This is a genomic window from Paenibacillus naphthalenovorans (assembly GCF_900099895.1).
Classification (GTDB): domain Bacteria; phylum Bacillota; class Bacilli; order Paenibacillales; family NBRC-103111; genus Paenibacillus_G; species Paenibacillus_G naphthalenovorans.
On the sequence record NZ_FNDY01000009.1, the window covers coordinates 50,047 to 66,435 of the forward strand.

Annotated in this window: 17 protein-coding genes and 1 other annotated feature; of the genes, 6 read left to right on the forward strand and 11 right to left on the reverse strand. The window is 51.0% G+C overall.

The window, feature by feature from the left end:
- From BLT35_RS11195 to BLT35_RS26220, 3 genes are all read right to left on the reverse strand, one after another.
- Positions 1-768: a sugar phosphate isomerase/epimerase family protein gene (locus tag BLT35_RS11195; protein ID WP_074728119.1), complete on the reverse strand. Its 768-nt coding sequence runs from the start codon at positions 766-768 to the stop codon at positions 1-3.
- A gap of 116 nt (positions 769-884) precedes the next feature.
- On the reverse strand, positions 885-1,964 hold the full coding sequence (locus BLT35_RS11200; RefSeq protein ID WP_062406453.1) for a LacI family DNA-binding transcriptional regulator: 1,080 nt from the start codon (positions 1,962-1,964) through the stop codon (positions 885-887).
- Between the two features lie 179 nt (positions 1,965-2,143).
- Positions 2,144-2,254, reverse strand: a complete 111-nt coding sequence (locus BLT35_RS26220) for a sporulation protein YjcZ (protein WP_082660603.1) — start codon at positions 2,252-2,254, stop codon at positions 2,144-2,146.
- A 195-nt stretch (positions 2,255-2,449) separates the two neighbouring features.
- On the opposite strand from BLT35_RS26220, the gene BLT35_RS11205 reads away from it, so the two are divergent.
- Entirely contained in the window at positions 2,450-4,399 is a 1,950-nt protein-coding gene (locus BLT35_RS11205) for a TOMM precursor leader peptide-binding protein (protein WP_074727988.1), read from the forward strand.
- 108 nt (positions 4,400-4,507) lie between these two features.
- On the opposite strand, the gene BLT35_RS11210 is transcribed toward BLT35_RS11205, so the two are convergent.
- The 3 genes from BLT35_RS11210 to BLT35_RS11220 form a co-directional block, all read right to left on the reverse strand.
- Positions 4,508-6,622 carry an ABC transporter ATP-binding protein gene (locus tag BLT35_RS11210; protein WP_074727990.1) on the reverse strand — a complete coding sequence of 705 codons (2,115 nt, stop codon included), beginning with the start codon at positions 6,620-6,622 and terminating at the stop codon, positions 4,508-4,510.
- Positions 6,619-8,427 (reverse strand): ABC transporter ATP-binding protein, encoded by a 1,809-nt coding sequence (locus BLT35_RS11215; RefSeq protein WP_074727992.1) that lies wholly within the window; start codon positions 8,425-8,427, stop codon positions 6,619-6,621. The genes BLT35_RS11210 and BLT35_RS11215 overlap by 4 nt, the downstream gene beginning before the upstream one ends.
- A gap of 90 nt (positions 8,428-8,517) precedes the next feature.
- Entirely contained in the window at positions 8,518-8,817 is a 300-nt protein-coding gene (locus BLT35_RS11220) for a hypothetical protein (protein WP_074727994.1), read from the reverse strand.
- Positions 8,818-8,914: 97 nt separating this feature from the next.
- Between BLT35_RS11220 and BLT35_RS11225 the strand changes: the two genes are divergently transcribed.
- On the forward strand, positions 8,915-9,898 hold the full coding sequence (locus BLT35_RS11225) for a metal-dependent hydrolase (protein WP_062406445.1): 984 nt from the start codon (positions 8,915-8,917) through the stop codon (positions 9,896-9,898).
- 148 nt (positions 9,899-10,046) lie between these two features.
- Here BLT35_RS11225 and BLT35_RS11230 read toward each other — a convergent pair whose 3' ends face one another.
- Complete coding sequence (locus BLT35_RS11230; protein ID WP_054817650.1) at positions 10,047-10,274, reverse strand: alpha/beta-type small acid-soluble spore protein; 228 nt, start codon at positions 10,272-10,274, stop codon at positions 10,047-10,049.
- 151 nt (positions 10,275-10,425) lie between these two features.
- On the opposite strand from BLT35_RS11230, the gene BLT35_RS26920 reads away from it, so the two are divergent.
- Entirely contained in the window at positions 10,426-10,602 is a 177-nt protein-coding gene (locus tag BLT35_RS26920; protein WP_171005951.1) for a DUF5325 family protein, read from the forward strand.
- A gap of 54 nt (positions 10,603-10,656) precedes the next feature.
- Here the strand turns inward: BLT35_RS26920 and trpS are convergent, their stop codons facing one another.
- Positions 10,657-11,646 (reverse strand): tryptophan--tRNA ligase, encoded by a 990-nt coding sequence (gene trpS / locus BLT35_RS11235; protein WP_074727996.1) that lies wholly within the window; start codon positions 11,644-11,646, stop codon positions 10,657-10,659.
- 65 nt (positions 11,647-11,711) lie between these two features.
- Positions 11,712-11,996, reverse strand: a binding site (T-box leader).
- A gap of 174 nt (positions 11,997-12,170) precedes the next feature.
- On the opposite strand from trpS, the gene BLT35_RS11240 reads away from it, so the two are divergent.
- Together BLT35_RS11240 and BLT35_RS11245 are read left to right on the forward strand one after the other, a co-directional pair.
- Complete coding sequence (locus BLT35_RS11240; protein ID WP_074728121.1) at positions 12,171-13,205, forward strand: permease; 1,035 nt, start codon at positions 12,171-12,173, stop codon at positions 13,203-13,205.
- Between the two features lie 30 nt (positions 13,206-13,235).
- On the forward strand, positions 13,236-14,198 hold the full coding sequence (locus tag BLT35_RS11245) for a TIGR03943 family putative permease subunit (RefSeq protein ID WP_074727998.1): 963 nt from the start codon (positions 13,236-13,238) through the stop codon (positions 14,196-14,198).
- A gap of 106 nt (positions 14,199-14,304) precedes the next feature.
- Here BLT35_RS11245 and BLT35_RS11250 read toward each other — a convergent pair whose 3' ends face one another.
- Entirely contained in the window at positions 14,305-14,817 is a 513-nt protein-coding gene (locus BLT35_RS11250) for a hypothetical protein (RefSeq protein ID WP_074728000.1), read from the reverse strand.
- Between the two features lie 98 nt (positions 14,818-14,915).
- Between BLT35_RS11250 and BLT35_RS11255 the strand changes: the two genes are divergently transcribed.
- Positions 14,916-15,143 (forward strand): alpha/beta-type small acid-soluble spore protein, encoded by a 228-nt coding sequence (locus tag BLT35_RS11255; protein WP_054817624.1) that lies wholly within the window; start codon positions 14,916-14,918, stop codon positions 15,141-15,143.
- Between the two features lie 171 nt (positions 15,144-15,314).
- Here the strand turns inward: BLT35_RS11255 and BLT35_RS11260 are convergent, their stop codons facing one another.
- Together BLT35_RS11260 and BLT35_RS11265 are read right to left on the reverse strand one after the other, a co-directional pair.
- On the reverse strand, positions 15,315-15,683 hold the full coding sequence (locus BLT35_RS11260; protein WP_054817623.1) for a hypothetical protein: 369 nt from the start codon (positions 15,681-15,683) through the stop codon (positions 15,315-15,317).
- Positions 15,684-15,826: 143 nt separating this feature from the next.
- Positions 15,827-16,219, reverse strand: a complete 393-nt coding sequence (locus tag BLT35_RS11265) for a VOC family protein (protein WP_054817649.1) — start codon at positions 16,217-16,219, stop codon at positions 15,827-15,829.
- Positions 16,220-16,389: the final 170 nt, after the last annotated feature.

The following is a 16,389-nucleotide window of genomic DNA, read 5'->3' on the forward strand; positions in this document are numbered from 1 at the left end:
TTATACCTGGGCTATAAGCTTGATATAACCTGCCGCGGTTTCCGTTAGGTTTTCTCCTTCAATAGGGAACTCTATGGCCCGCGGGATATCTTTATCGAACATGAACAGCAGCGCTCTCCAATCCTCGCCCGGGTCCGATGGAAGAGGCACCGTATGAAGCTCTCCCCGTAAGCTCTCCACATGCTTGCAGTGAACATACACCACACTGTCTTTCAGCTTCTCTGCGGCTTCGAACCGATCCGATCGCGTCCAATGCCAATTGCCGATATCAAAGGTCATCCCTACCGGAACATGATGGGCACGGCAGCTTGTAAAAAAGCGGTGAAGGTTTTCTATCGTTCCTCCCCAAGGGGTTTGGTCATTCTCTACTGTAAACTGAATGCCACGATGTCCGAGGTCGAATTCCTCCAGTAAGTGTTTCAGTTGGATGATATCGGATTGCTGCGGGTTGTAATGTCCCAGCGATACTTTGATATATTGAGCGCCGAGAGTAACCCCCTCCTCCAAGATGACCGGCAAGTCAAGGACATTCAACTGGCCGTCACTGTTCCATAGGGGTACCGGTGCCGAATAAACGGTTATGAGCGGGTACTGCCGAAGCATTTCCCTAAGCTCTTGCAAAGGATACGGAGGATTGGCAAAAAACTCCCTGCGAATTTCAATACCGCTTCCGCCCGCCTGGGCGACGACTGGAATAAAATAATGCTGTCCTAGCGACTTTACCTTATCCGCACCGAAAGCGGAGGTTGTTACAATCACTGATGTCATCGGTTTTCCCTTTCTCTGTACATATACGGTATCGGTTTCGGGAACCGGTAAACGGAACCGGTTCCACAAGAGTTCAAAAATAAACTCTCTAAAGTGAGAGAGTCCGCTTCCAAACGTTACTTCGTTTTGGACGGGGTCGATCCCCGGATGATTAATTTACCCGGAAGTTCAATGGTTTCCGCGGGGGATTGATCGCCCATAATCCGCTTAAGCACACGCTCCATGGCATTGACACCGATTTCATAGGTAGGCTGTGCAATGGTTGTAATTCCGGGAGGAATGACCGGAGCCCAGTCCAGATCGTCAAAACAGGCTACTGCAATATCCTCAGGGATCCGGAGCCCCTTCTGCTGCAGGACGTTCAGTATTTTCAGCTGCATGACACCGTTTACCGCAAACAATAATCGGAATTGGCCCTGGGAGCTTGACAGATAGGCCTCAAGCTTTTGCTCCAATTGTCCATTCTCCCGGAAATCAACGACATAAACATCCGTGATGCTGGGATGGTTCGCTTGTGCAAGAAACTGGTGAAAGGTGTTGGATCGTTCGTTGCGTGAACTCACCTTCTCAACCGGCTGTGTAAAGAACGCTATTCTTTCATATCCTTGCTGCAGGAAAAAACGCATGGCTTCCGTGGTGGCTTGAACATTATTCGTAACGACCGTATCAAAGCCGAGCTCCGGCATTTTACGGTCAACCAGTACGACCGGCGTTTGTTCCTCAGCCAGTTCGTGCAAGTACTCATTATTGTGGCCGGTTGAATTGATGATCAATCCGTCAATCCGATGGGCTTGAAGCATCATGATGTATTCCTTTTCCTTCACCGGGTCATTATCTGTATTGCACACCATCAGGCTGTATCCATGCTTCGTGCAAACATCCTCCACGCCGCGTAATATCGAAGTCGAAAAAGGGTTGGTGATATCGGCGACAATCATCCCGATGGAGAAGCTGCGATCCCGTTTTAACCCGCGCGCCATCCGGTTTGGTCTGTATTTCAGATCGGCAATCGTTTGTTCAATTCTTTTGCGGGTTTGTTCCGATATCGAATCGAATTGCCCGCTTAAATATCGCGATATGGTCGTCTTGGATACGCCCGCCTCACGTGCCACATCACCGATTGTCGACCGGTGGGATTGTTGTTTAGACGGTTTAGAAAGGCTCTTCACTGAGTTCACCAACTTTACGATAGCCATGATGTAACCGGTTTACGGAACCGGTTACATTTCCTATCTTATTTTCTTTCCGTTTATTTGTCAACCCATATTTTTGACTCCCGTTGCTATAATAGAAAAAGCCCCCTATGTTAAGGGAGCTTTTGTTGGGTACCGAGTTTGTGATGCATATTGTATCAGCGGCAAACTGTTTTTAGAAATTAGATGATAAAGCCTCTGGAAACAATGACCAGGAGAATGAAAAGAACAAGAATCACTCCAATACCAATACCAAAACCTCCGCAACTAAAACCACCACCAACAAAACTCATGGATCAGCACCTCCTTGCTCTAATATCACTACATCAACAAGTTATGAACGGATAACAAAATATGATTGGACATATGAACTATTTTTTTAAAACAAGAACAAGTCCGCCCTAAAAGTTCATATAGTGGATTAACCCGAATGCCTGCCTTTGACCTTTGATCAGCATAGGCACACTACTTTTGGAGGATGTGTTCAAATGAAAGCTGTTATAGCCATCATCGGAGAAGGCCGGTTGGCTGCCCTCGTGACCGACGAATTGTCGGAGCACTGCAAAATCGTTCATCAGGCCGATTTGAACAGAGGAGTGCCAAGAGCAGCTGAACTCGTTCTGGTGATCCGGGATGACCGGCATACCTTCGATGATCACCAGTCGGAAGAGATCCTGCAGCAGGCCGGGATACCTTGCCTCTACGGTTCCGTTTCGTTGGATGAGGGGGTAGTCGGACCGTTTGTTTATCCGGGCAGACCGGGGTGCTCCGTGTGTGCGCAGACCCGTCGTTATATGGCGGGAAGCGGCGAATCCAACGCAATGACAAATTTATTCAATAGGCCGCCGCTGTCCGGGGAGATCCCCCGCAAAACAAGAAGTTCCCCTGCAGGATTGCTTCATACGGCCCGCCTGTTTGTTTTAGAAACGATGAGAATACTGCAGAGAAGCCAAGCTTATACAAAAGAACATATGTATATCATTAACCTTGAGACGCTAAAGAGCTCGCGGCATTTCTTTCTGCCTGACCCGTTGTGCCCCGTATGCGGCCGGTTGCCTGACGATTCATCCGCTGCAGCCCGAATTTCACTGCAGCTCCGACCCAAGATAAGAGACGGAAGTTATCGCTGCCATCCGATAGAGGTGCTGAAAGATGTTCTGGACAAAGACTATCTGGACTCCAGAACAGGGCTATTGAATGCAAAAATGCATGATCTCATCTCGCCCTTTGCTTCTGTAACTGTGAATTTGCCGACGTTCACTACGAGAGACGAGGTCGCTGGGGGACGGAGCCACTCTTATGCGAAAAGTGAATGGACCGCCATTCTGGAGGGGTTGGAGCGCCGGTGCGGATTGGCCCCCCACGGTAAACAAACCGTAATCTGCGACAGCTTTAACCGTCTTGCCGATCAAGCCGTCGATCCCGCCAAGGTGGGCTTATACACCCGGGAACAATACGCTCGGCCCGATTTCCCTTTCGAGCCTTTTGACCCTGACAGCTCGATGAATTGGGTATGGGGTTATTCGTTTTTGCACGAGCGGCCCATTCTTGTTCCGGAGTCTCTAGCCTATTATAGCCCGATCTACGGCGGCAGTTTTGTGCAAGAAGGTTCCAACGGATGCGCTTTAGGGGGAAGCATAGAGGAAGCCATTTTCTACGGAATGCTGGAAGTGGTTGAACGGGACTCGTTCCTGATGACCTGGTATGCTAGGCTGGCTGTCCCCCGCCTTGACCCCTATTCCGCGAATGACCAAGAACTGCAGATGATGATCCAAAGGATACAGGCTGTCGCAGGATATGATATTCACTTATTTAACATCACGATGGAGAATGGAATTCCAAGCATTTGGGCATTGGCGAAAACCGGGGATCCGGAGAAGATGAATATCATCTGTGCGGCCAGTGCTCATATAGATCCGATACGGGCGGCAAAAAGTGCGGTTCACGAATTGGCCGGCCTGATGTGCATTCTTCAGAAAACATTTAATGCACGTCGGGAGGAATGCTTGAACATGTTCCTTGATTCCTATCGAGTGCAGCAAATGGAGGACCATGTCATGCTGTACAGTTTGCCTCAGGCGGAAGAACGGCTGCACTTCTTGTTAGATACCCATCGTCCGCTGCGTACATTTGATGAGGAATTTAAGCGAAAGGACAGTCCCCCGGATCTGACCGATGATCTAAAGGGCTTGATGCACGTGTTTCGCCGGCTGAACCTCGATGTGATTGTAGTAGACCAGTCATCCCCGGAAACCGTGCGAAACGGACTGTACTGCGTCAAAGTGCTGATTCCGGGCATGCTGCCGATGACGTTCGGACATCACCTTACCCGCTTGTCAGGGCTGGAAAGAGTGCTTAGGGTGCCTATGGAACTCGGGTATGCGAAGCAACCGCTAACGCCTGAACAGCTTAATCCATATCCGCATCCTTTTGTATAAGTCGCTCCCTGAACGAGCTGTCCTTCTTACAAACCGATAGCGTCGTCTTACTAACTTCGATAGGCTGAATGTATTCACGCCATCATTCCTTTATAAGCTTTAAATCCCCTACCTCGCCTTCGGCATCGGCTTTTGCTCCTTGTACTGCAGCTCGTACAGCCGATAATAGTAGCCGCGCTGGGCAAGCAGCTGGTAATGATTGCCGATCTCGCGGACCTTGCCCTTATGCATGACAATAATCTGATCGGCGTGCTGGATCGTGGACAACCGGTGGGCAACGATCAGCGTGGTTCGGCCGGCCGAGATATTGTGCAGCGCATCCTGGACGACCAGCTCCGTCTCCGTATCGATATTGGAGGTGGCCTCGTCAAGAATAAGGATCTGCGGACGGAACGCAATGGCGCGGGCGAAAGACAGCAGCTGGCGCTGACCGAGCGACAGATTGATTCCGCGCTCTCCCAGCATGGTCTTGTAGCCTGACGGAAGAGCACGGATGTAATCGTCCATATGCACCATGCGGGCCGCCTCGACCACCTGATCATCGGTAATGTCTTCCTGGTTCAAGCGAATGTTCGAAGCAATATCGCCCGTAAACAGAAAAACATCCTGCTGCACGATGCTGATCGCCCTCCGCAGATCGTCCAAGGGAAGCTCTCGGATATCGATGCCGTCCAGCTTGATGCTGCCCTTCTGTATATCATAAAACCGGTTGATCAGCTGGATGATCGAGCTCTTGCCCGCTCCGGTAGCGCCAACGAACGCGACGGTCTGTCCCGGTTCAATCGTAAAGCTGACATCCTTCAGCACCCATTCGCCTTCATTATAAGCGAACCAAACATGCTCGAACGCGATTTCGCCGCGAATCTTCTGCGGAAGCTTCTTCGGCTGTGCGCTATCCACAATCGCGGGTTTCTCATCCAGCATATCGAAAATCCGCTCCGCCCCGACCATCGCCGTCTGGATTTGGTTATATTTTTCCGCGAGGCTCATGAGCGGCTGGAAAAACTGCCTTACATAATGGGTAAACGCATATACAATCCCGAAGGTAATCTCTCCGTCGATCACGCTCGCACCGCCATACCACAGCAGCAGCGCAATGGCCAGGTTGCCGAGCAAGCCGATGGCCGGCTGGAAAATCGAGTTGATTACCGTTCCTCGCATCCCCGCTTGGTAATGCTCCGTATTATGCTGGTCGAACTGCTGCCCCTGCCGTTCTTCACGAATGAACAGCTGCGTGATCCGAATGCCGGACAAATTTTCGGCCAGAAACGAGTTCAACCGGGACAAGAGGGCCCTCGTCCGCCGCTGTGCATCCCTGATCACGGAACGATACCAGAAGGTCAGCACGGCGAGAAACGGCAGCACCGTGAAGGACAGCAGCGCCAATTCCACGCTGAGCTGCAGCATAACAACGACAATTCCGATAAGCACGATGACGTCCTTGATCAGATTGACGACCACCTGGGAGTATAATTGGTTGAGCGACTCGGTGTCCTGCGTCACACGCACCACCAGCCGGCCTACCGGGTTCCGGTCAAAATAAGACATCGACATCCGGCTTAAATGATGAAATAGCTGCTCCCGGATATTAAAAATAATCGTTTGGCCGATATACTGCAGCAGGTTGCTTTGAAGATAACTCAGCAGCGCGGCACCAACGACCGCAGTAAGGAATACGGCCCCCAAGAGAAAGAAGCCGGTATAATCCTGGCTGCGGAACGTTTCCATTGCCGTTGAATCCAACGGCTCGGCGCTCAGGGTCGCGCCTGCCGCCCGAATCGCAGGCCTGCCGCCCTCCTCCATTATCGCGGCCTGCTCCTGCCCTTCCCGGAGCCAGCCGGCAATCAGCCAATCCTTGCCCTCGATGCGGACGATTTGAGCTTTCTCCGTACCCGGAGGCATAGCAGCCGCGGCGGCTTCCGCTTCTTCAGGCTCCAGACGCACATAGGCTTTTCCGTTCCATTCCGTCACGCTGCCGTATGCTTCGAAGAGCTCCGATCGGGAAGCTTCTGCCGACAGCATCGGTTTATGTAACCCGTTGATGTGTCCGTCAATGGCCACTTTAATGAGATAAGGCCGCGCAAGGTCGGCGACCACAATTAAAAAAGACAGGAAAATACAAAACAGCACCATTCGCCAATACGGCTTGGCATAAGAGAGCAGCCGGACCAGCAGCTGTCTGTCTTTAAATGTTTTGACGTCTTTCTCTACATGAATATTCATGCACCCGTACCTCCCTGAAGCAAAACAGAGGAGCCTTGCCGCCGGGTCTTCACGTCCTGGCGTTCGGCTTCCTGATCCAGGAGCTGTTTATGATACATATCCGCATAGATGCCGTTTAAGGCTAAGAGCTGCTCATGATTGCCTTGCTCGACGATCCGGCCCTCATCCATGACGATAATCCGGTCAGCGTGCTGCACCGAGGAGATCCGGTGACCGATAATAATGGTTGTCCGTTGGTTCATAACGGATTTCAGCCCTTCGAGAATCCGATCCTCCGTAATCGTATCTACAGCAGACAGGCTGTCGTCGAAGATGAGCACCGACGGCTTCTTGATGACCGCCCTGGCGATGCTGACGCGCTGACGCTGTCCGCCGGACAGCGAAATTCCCCGCTCCCCGAGAGGCGTATCGAACTGATGAGGAAACTCAACGATATTATCATACACCTGTGCGATTTTGGCCGCTTCCGCCACCTGCTCGTCACTGTACGGCTTGGGGTCAAAACCGATATTGTCGCGGATCGTAGAAGAGAACAGGAACTGGTCCTGCGGGACGATGCCAATCTGGCCGCGCAGCGTTTTCAGCGGTATTTCATGGATGTCATGACCGTCGATAAACACCGTGCCCCTGGGCGGATTGTAGAGCCTTACGAGCAGATGCACGAGCGTGCTCTTGCCGCTGCCTACCCTTCCGACGATCGCAAGACTGGAGCCTTTGGGTATCGTCAAGGATATATCCCTCAACGCGGGACGTTTGGCTTCCGGATAGGCGAAGGTCAGATTACGGATCTCAATGTCCCCGTGAATCCGGTCAATGTCCGGTTTGGCGATGACATCATCCACAATATCCGGCTGAGTATTGAAGATTTCGAGCAGCCGAAGCTCGGACGCTTTGCCGCGCTGCAGCAAATTGACCACCTTGCCCAGGTTCTCGATAGGTCCCATGAGCAGCGACAGGTAGGTATTGAAAGCTACGAATTCACCTAGCGTGATGACATCTTTGAGCACCATGATGCCTCCGACGACGACGGAGACCAGAAAGCTGAAGCCTACAATGCCGGCGCTAAGCGCCCCGAACAGCGAATTCGAACGGACGAACCTCCGGTTCATATTGACCGCATGCTGGTTGTCTTGGGCAAAAAGCTTTCTCACCGCCTGCTCCTGTACAAATGCCTTAATCACCCGAATACCGGCCGTAAATTCCTGTACACGGCTGGTTAAATCGGAGATGGCCGCCTGCATGTCGGCCGATTGCTGCATGATTTGTTTATTGAAACGGTACGCAAGCAAGCTGAGCAGCGGCAATGGGAGCATCGTAAGCAAAGTCAGCCACGGATTAACGAAGCTCACCATGGCCGTAACCGATACGACGATCAGGAAAAGGGCCTCCATGACGTTATAGTACCCCTGCATCGTCACCTCTCGAATGACACCCACATCACTGATGGCGTGGGACATCAGGTCCCCGATCCGGCGATTGTTGAAATATTGGGCCGACAGCTTTTCCCAATGCGCAAACAACTCTCCGCGCACACGCATCTCCAGCTGACGGGATAAACGAAACATGTAAATGCGGGACGCCGAACGGAAGAATGCGATACCTAGACCTGCTGAAGCCATCCATACCGCAAAGTTGACGGCCTGCCCGTAAGTTAGTCCCCCGATTTGCAGGCTATCGGTAAAGCGGCCGAGCAGCCATGGAATAATCAGTTGAAGCATGGATGATATGGACAATAATGCAAACCCTATGACATAAGGCCAACGATTGGCCTTAATGTGATCCCAAAAAATATTTTTCCTCTCCATCGGTATCCTCCGGCGGTATGATCATATCTATAGTAAGGTTACCGTGATCGTGATAAAGAAACCATGGATTTCTTTACTACAAACAATGGACTATTCTACTTTTTTAAAATGCCATATATGCAGTTTGGCTCTTCCTCCCTTAATCCAATGATCAAGAGGCTTCCAGAGATTCGAATCATCCTCTGCAGCTTCAGCGCCGGCTCTCGCCTGCTTCATCGAATGGTACTCCTCCTCGCTGAGCCCGTTCCAAATCTCCACAAACAGGTTCGGCTGGTCGGTCCCTTCATACAGCTCCAACTGCTGATGCTGCCGCCTGATTCCATCCGACCACTCAAGATATTTGTTCCTGCAAGCCTCTTCAATCCGGTATTCAACAAAAACGATGTACATTTTTTCACCTGCTTTGCTTTATTTTGTTGAAGAAAATGATACACTAATATTGGTCGGCTGCAATAAACTAATGAAAAAAAGTGTTTGGAGGTTAGACATGGACACCGGAACCCATCTAGTGGTTGGACTTGGACTGGCAGGCCTCGCCTATGTCGACCCCGTCGTTGCCGCCAACCCGTCCGTTGCCACGGCAGTATTAATCGGAACGGTGGCAGGCTCGCAAGCCCCCGATTTAGACACGCTTCTGCGGTTCAAAGGGAATGCCGTGTATATCAAGAATCATCGGGGGTTGTCACACTCGATTCCTGCGCTTTTTATATGGACAGCGCTCATTTCCGGCTTGCTGTGGCTTTTTTTTGACGGCTTGCCCATGGCTCATGTCACGATGTGGGTATTCATCGCCGTTGCCTTTCACGTATTTACGGATTTGTTCAATACCTACGGTACGCAGGCGCTGAGGCCGTTCTCGGACCGCTGGGTGTCATGGAATATTATCCATATTTTCGATCCCGTTATTTTCCTGTCCCACATACTGGCGATATTTTTATGGGCTCTCCAGCTAGCAAGGCCGGAGGTTCTCTTTCCGTTATTGTATGTATTTATTGCCGTCTATTATATATGGAGGTCCTGGGTTCACCACGACCTGGAATCACGGCTTTACAAAAAAGATGCGTCTTACAAGCCCGGCGACCGTTACACGCTGATTCCGACGGTTCATCTGCACCATTGGCAAATCATTAAGCAGGGATCGGATGGCTGGTTCACCCTAGGCGAGTACAAAAATGGTATCATTAAATGGATTGACCGGGTAACCTGTGATAACCATCCCGCCGTCGATGCCTCCAAAAGTCATCCGAATATTGCGTCGTTCCTGTATTTTACCTCTTTCGCCTGCGCGGAAGTCAAAGAGCATCCGTGGGGGTATGAGGTCCGTTGGATGGATGTGAGATACCGGCACCGCAAGCAGTATCCTTTTGTTGCCGTTCTGATGATGGATACCAAGTTCAGGACGCTGGATTCCTATGTCGGCTGGGTCAGCGAATCCCGGCTGGAGAAAAAACTGCGTGTGGACTTGTATTAGGCGTAGGCGTAATATGGAGATGGTGATTCAGATGCTTATTGCGGGGCTTTGGAGGGATTTCCAGCGGAATCGTCGAATTCTTTTTTGATCCACGATAAAAAAGCTCAAGGATTTCTCCTTGAGCTTATATTGATGAAGCTTCTCACTATTAGCGAGCTTGGCCGCCAGCAATGGCTTGCTCGGCGATTTGCACCAGGCGGCGAGTGATGTGGCCACCGATTGCGCCGGTGTCGCGAGTTGCCATATAACCGTAGTAACCGTCTTGAGGAATTTGGATGCCTAATTCTTGGGCTACCTCATACTTTAATTGATCCAATGCCTGAGAAGCTTGTGGCACTACCAAAGCGTTGCTGCTGCGGGATTGTCCTGCGCCCATGTTCAGCACTCCTTTCAATTGAATGATTTCTTTGATGTAATTTTGCAAGCTTGCAAGCTTATTATGTGTTACAGCTTTAGAACTATACGCATCTTTTGAAAAAAACTTTTTAAGTTTCAAATGTTGTTGCGAAAGGCAGGTGTTATGCGTTATGAGTAAAGGGCTCGCATTGTTTTTTGCAATCGTCGGGACGGCCCTGCTGGCGGCCATCAGCTACTTTATGTCGGCGGGAAGACCTTGGATGGCGGTTCTTTTTGCGTTCATTTCATTAGCGTTTATCGGCTCGGGATTTGTAGTAAAAGCAAAGCAGAGAAAATCAAAAGAATAGGAGCCTGCCGGCGGACAAAAACCGTCGTCCGGACAGACTCCTTTATCCAAAAAACTACAGCACCACAAATCCCATTTTTTCTTTGACCTGACGAAGTACCCGGTTTGCTTGCACTTCGGCCTTCTCCTTGCCTTGACGCAAGACCTCATACAGCTCGCCGGATCCTCTGATTTCGGCGTACCGCCGCTGAATCGGCTCAAGCACCGCGACAACGGCTTCGGCTAAATCTTTTTTGAACGGCCCGTAGCCTTGTCCCTCGTACTGCGCTTCGATTTCACTGATCGATTTGCCAGCGCACTGCGAATAAATGCTGATCAGGTTGCTTACTTCCGGCTTGTTTTGCGGGTCGAATTTTACCTCGCGCCCTGAGTCGGTGACGGCACGGCTGATTTTTTTGCGGATCACATCAGGAGCGTCCAGCATGGCGATATAGCTGCCTGCATTCGGATTGCTCTTGCTCATCTTCCTGGAAGCATCGTCAAGTGACATAATGCGCGCTCCCACCTCCGGAATGTAAGGCTTGGGTATGGTGAACGTCTCCCCATAGCGGCCGTTAAATCGTTGGGCCAGATCACGGGTTAGCTCCAAGTGCTGCTTTTGATCGTCACCTACCGGCACCAGATCCGCGTTGTACAGCAAAATATCGGCGGCCATCAGCGACGGATACGTGAACAAGCCCGCGCCCACGGATTCCTTGCCCGCAGATTTGTCTTTGAACTGCGTCATGCGCTCCAGTTCGCCCATATACGTGAGCGTCGTCATCAGCCATCCGAGCTCGGCATGAGCGGTCACCGTCGACTGAAGAAATACCGTCGCCTGCTTAGGATCGATCCCTGCCGCCAAATAAAGCGCCGCGACCGCCTCCGTCTGCTCCTTGAGCGCGGCCGGGTCCTGCGGTACCGTTACGGCATGCAAATCCACCACCATAAAATAACATTCGTGCGAATGCTGAAGCTTGACATAGTTTTGAAGCGCACCGATATAATTCCCCAGCGTCAGCTGGCCGCTCGGCTGCATCCCTGAAAGTACTCTTAGTTTGGACATGTTTCGTTTGCCTCCCTTTCATTATGCGACCTCATTCCATTGACAATACAAAAAGGCCTTCCGCCGCAAGGGACGAAAGACCGTGGTGCCACCCTAATTCGCTCGACCAGCCATCCGGTATAATAACGCAGGCATAGGACGAGCCTTGATCTCCTGTAACGGGGAGAAGCCGGAACGGCATACAGGTGTACCGGATGCATAGCCATGACTGCCCCGACAGGGGTTCTCCAGCGCACGTTCAACCGTCAGCTCAAGGATCCATTCGTACGGCCGCCGCCCGCCGGTTCACACCTCCCACCGGCTCTCTGGAGGGCTTGACTCCGTCTACTTGTTCCCGTCATCGCTTATTAGAGGTCATTGTACCTAACCGCCATTCCTCTGTCAACCGTAACTCCCAAATTCTTGTCCTATATACGTCTTCTCCGGCATACGATATAATAATTATTACGAAATACAAGGAGACATGACCCGTGCAAACGATTATCACCCGATGGATAACCAACATCCTTGCTGTTCTGTGCATCATGATGCTGTTTCTTATTTATACCCAAAAACAACCCCCCGATCTGTCTTTCATTACAGCCGACAGCATACAAAATTTCAAAACGCTCTTCATCAGCATCATACTCGAGGCGCTGCCTTTCGTTCTCCTTGGGGTCTTCGTCGCGGCCCTGCTTCAGATGTTCGTCTCGGAGCAAACGATCCGCCGCTTGACTCCGAAAAACCCGGTGCTTGGCGTCATCTTCGCCTGCGTAATGGGCATCATCTTCCCGCTGTGCGAATGCGGCATGATCCCGGTCATCCGCCGTCTGGTCCTTAAGGGGATGCCGGTTTACATAGCCGTTGTGTTCATTCTGGCGGGTCCGATCATTAATCCCGTCGTGTACGCTTCGACCTTCATGGCGTTTCGCAGCCGGCCGGAAATCGCTTATTCGCGGATGGCGCTGGCTTTTATTGTGGCCGCGACCATCGGACTGATCATTTACCGTTTTGTCAAGAGCAATCCCATGCGCGGATTCTCCAGCGCTCCGACAGCTCGCGATCACAAGCATGACCATTCCCATGAACACATACATACTCATGAGGACAGTCATCATCACAGTCACGGCCATGAGCACCACCACGCACACGGGCATGGCCAAAGCCAGACCGGCCGCATGTTTGCCATTCTGGGGCATGCATCCGACGAGTTCTTCGACATGGGCAAATATCTGATTTTCGGCGCGTTTCTCACGGCCGTTATCCAGACCTTTATGTCCAGGGAAAGCCTTGTCACGATCGGAGAAGGAGCCGTCAGCTCCCATCTTTTTATGATGGCGCTTGGTTATGTCCTGTCGCTTTGTTCGACCTCCGACGCTTTTGTGGCCTCGTCCTTTACAACGACCTTTCAGGCCGGATCCCTTCTTACGTTCCTTGTCTTTGGACCGATGCTCGACGTGAAAGGAACGCTTATGCTGTTGTCCGCCTTCAGAGCCAAATTCGTGGCTCTGCTCTCGATATTGATCGTTATCGTCGTACTCGCCGCTTCGCTTTTATTTGAGCGTATTTTTTTCCTATAGCTGCCAATACAGAAACAAGGGGTGTGCGCTGTGAATTCTCGTGTGCTTAGCCTGCATCATCTGGTAAAAGCGGTCATTTTATTAGGTTTCGCCGTCTATATTGCCTATCTCGTCAAAACAGACCTGATCCTGCTGTACATCGCGCCGCGCATGGTCGGCTATGTCAAATGGTCCGCGATCGCATTTTACGCCGTTGCCGCTTATCAATTGTATCGGGGAATAAAAGCCTTTCGCGGGCCGGCGGCGGCCTCCTGCGATTGCGGCCACGACCACCTTCCGTCCCGCTCGCTCTTCAAAAACGCGATCATTTACGGACTGTTTGCTTTCCCTCTGCTGATCGGGTTTCTCCTCCCTGATACAACGCTTGGCAGCAGCCTGGCCGCCAAGAAGGGGATGAACCTGAGCAGCTCGAGCTCCGTCAAAAAGGACGGTCTTGCCTTGGATAGCGCCTCCGGAGCCGAAAGCAGCGAAGCGGATTCCGGTGAGACGAAGACAGAAGACCCCGGCCCCGGCGATTCCGGTACGGTTTCCGGAACTGCAGCGTCGGAAAACGAAATGTTCCCGTCCGACAAATTTACGGAGCAGTATGCCAACTATGCGAAAAAGCTGTATCAGGAAGAGCTGATCCAGGTCAGGGAAGAATTTTTCATTGAAACGTTGACATCCGTGGATCTGTATCTCGACCGGTTTATCGGCAAGAAGCTGGAAATGACCGGATTTGTCTACCGTCAGGAAGAAATGAAAAACAACCAATTCGTAGTCGGGCGCTTCTCAATTCAATGCTGTTCGGCCGATGCCGCCCCGTTCGGGGTGCTGGCGGAATACGACCGGGCGGCTGCGCTTGCCGACGACAGTTGGGTTACGGTAACAGGGACGATCGGCAAAACCACATTCAACGACATCGAGATTATGGTATTGAAGGTGGAGAAGGTAGCCAAAGCGGAGCCGTCGAAAAATCCTTACGTGTATCCGAACTTCGATTTTGGGGCTTAAGCCCGGAAAATCAACTCTGACATAGCACCCAAGTAAAAAAGGGCTCCCCAACCACCCCCGATTCATGGGGTGGTTGGGGAGCCTCGCTTTCTACGCTTGAGGAATATTATGATGCCGATCCATTCCGGGCCGGCGGCTCCAACCGCTGAAGAAGGCTTTTTACGGTTTCCACGGTATCTTTGTAATACGGCCGGTAGCCGTCCAGATCTTTCGTAAAGCGGAGAAACTCCAAACCGATGGCACGAACCTGGCTTACATATTCCGCTTCATCCACCACATAGCCGGCCAGCTTGCGAGGGGGCATATCCTGCCGCTCCTCCACCTCCGTCAGTTCCAATTCATTCTCAGGAAGATGACGGACAATGAAGGAATACGCCCGGCACTCCGGATCGCCGCAGCCGCAGACGAAAAAAGGCACCTGATGCCAGCGCTCCGCATCCGTCCAGCGATTGGGCTCAACGTCCTCATGCATACTTAACAGCAGGGCCGGCAGGCCCACATCCACACAAAGCGGCTCCTCGATCAATATTTCCCCATCGATTTCCATCCGCACATCCGCCTGAATGATCTGTAAATCGGCGTCAAACGACCAGCCGCTGTAAACCAAATGAAAACTCATCTATTCCATCAACCCCCATATGGTGACATTTACCAATTTTTCTTGTGGGTATTATTTTTACCTTGGAACATACTACCTAATGAACGGAGGTGAGATCGATGGGCGCAGGACAATCCCGCAGCAGCAACACTTTAGTAGTTCCTCAAGCTTCTCAGGCTTTGGACCAATTGAAGTATGAAGTTGCTCAAGAGTTGGGCATTCAAATTCCTCAAGACGGGTACTATGGCTTCATGGCAACTCGTGACACCGGAGCAATTGGGGGCCACATCACACGTCGTCTGGTTCAAATTGCCGAGCAGCAGCTTGCAGGCAAATTCACAAGATAATGACTACCCGAATACTTATCAATGGCGGCTCCAGGACGGGGTCGTCTTTTTTCGCTTCATTCTATTATAACGGAAATCTGAATATAAAGAACAGGCCTCCGGGAACGCCGGAAGCCTGTTCTTTATAACGAATAATGGGTTAAAAAAAATATAAAGTCCTGAATCTTAGTCCTACCGCTTCGAGCCGTTATACAAGCTTGCCATATTATAATTCGATTCGAAGATGACGCTTGTACACAACAAATTTTGGCGCATAGCAAACTCAAATTGAATTTCCCCATGCGTCCAGCACTTTAGCTTTAACGATTCTAACGCGGTTTGGCGAAAAGAATGCTGGTGGGTTTCCGACAGTCCGCGTTCGTTTTTCTTCAGTTCCGTCCCCTTCGTTTCCAAAGGAAAATGGCGAATTCCGAATTTACCGATCATGTTATTCCGAATTTGGACGAATACTGTCCCAGAGGTGAGCTGCGCGAGTTCCTCCTTCAACTCGCGGAAAACCAAGTCCAGCTGTCGGGCCAAAGGCAGCTGCTCCAACATCACAATCCTCCTTTCTTTTGAATTAATGGTATATTATGTATTTCTGAGACTGTAGACCTATTATAGGATATTTTAACTATTTATTCAACAGAATTTTACAAAAATTTGATAAAAAATACAGGTACCTCAGTTCCTGTCATAAATCGTCAATCGATATCGCAGATATCGCTATTCAGCTCGATAATGTTTCGGTCCGGATCCAATATGAAGATTTGCGGAAACCCGGCTCTGGGATGCGGCCTGGCGTCGTATTCGATGCCACAGGATTCCAGCCAGGCCAGCGCTTCCTTATAGCTCTTCACCCTCAAAGCCAAATGACCGTCCCGCGTATCGATCCCGCTCTTCCTGATCGTTTCTCCCGGATGAACAATCAAATGCAGCTGCTGACCGCCGCTGCCGACGGCAAACCATGCTCCGGCAAAATCAAACGGAGGACGCTCCAGCTCCTCGAGCCCCAGCACCTCTTTATAGAATGCTTTGGCCCGCTCCAAATCCGTGACGCACAGGCTGACGTGATGTATCGAGTGAATGGACAGCATGCTTTTGCTTTGCCCCCTTTTTTCTTACCGGATATCACTACTATATTTAAAATCTTATTTAATGACAACACTTCTTTCTTCCGAGTCCGGCCATAATAAATGGGACAGTCCACTTATTTCCGTTAAAAATTCTTAGCGATTGCAATAAAGAAGTTTCCATCAGCCTACTC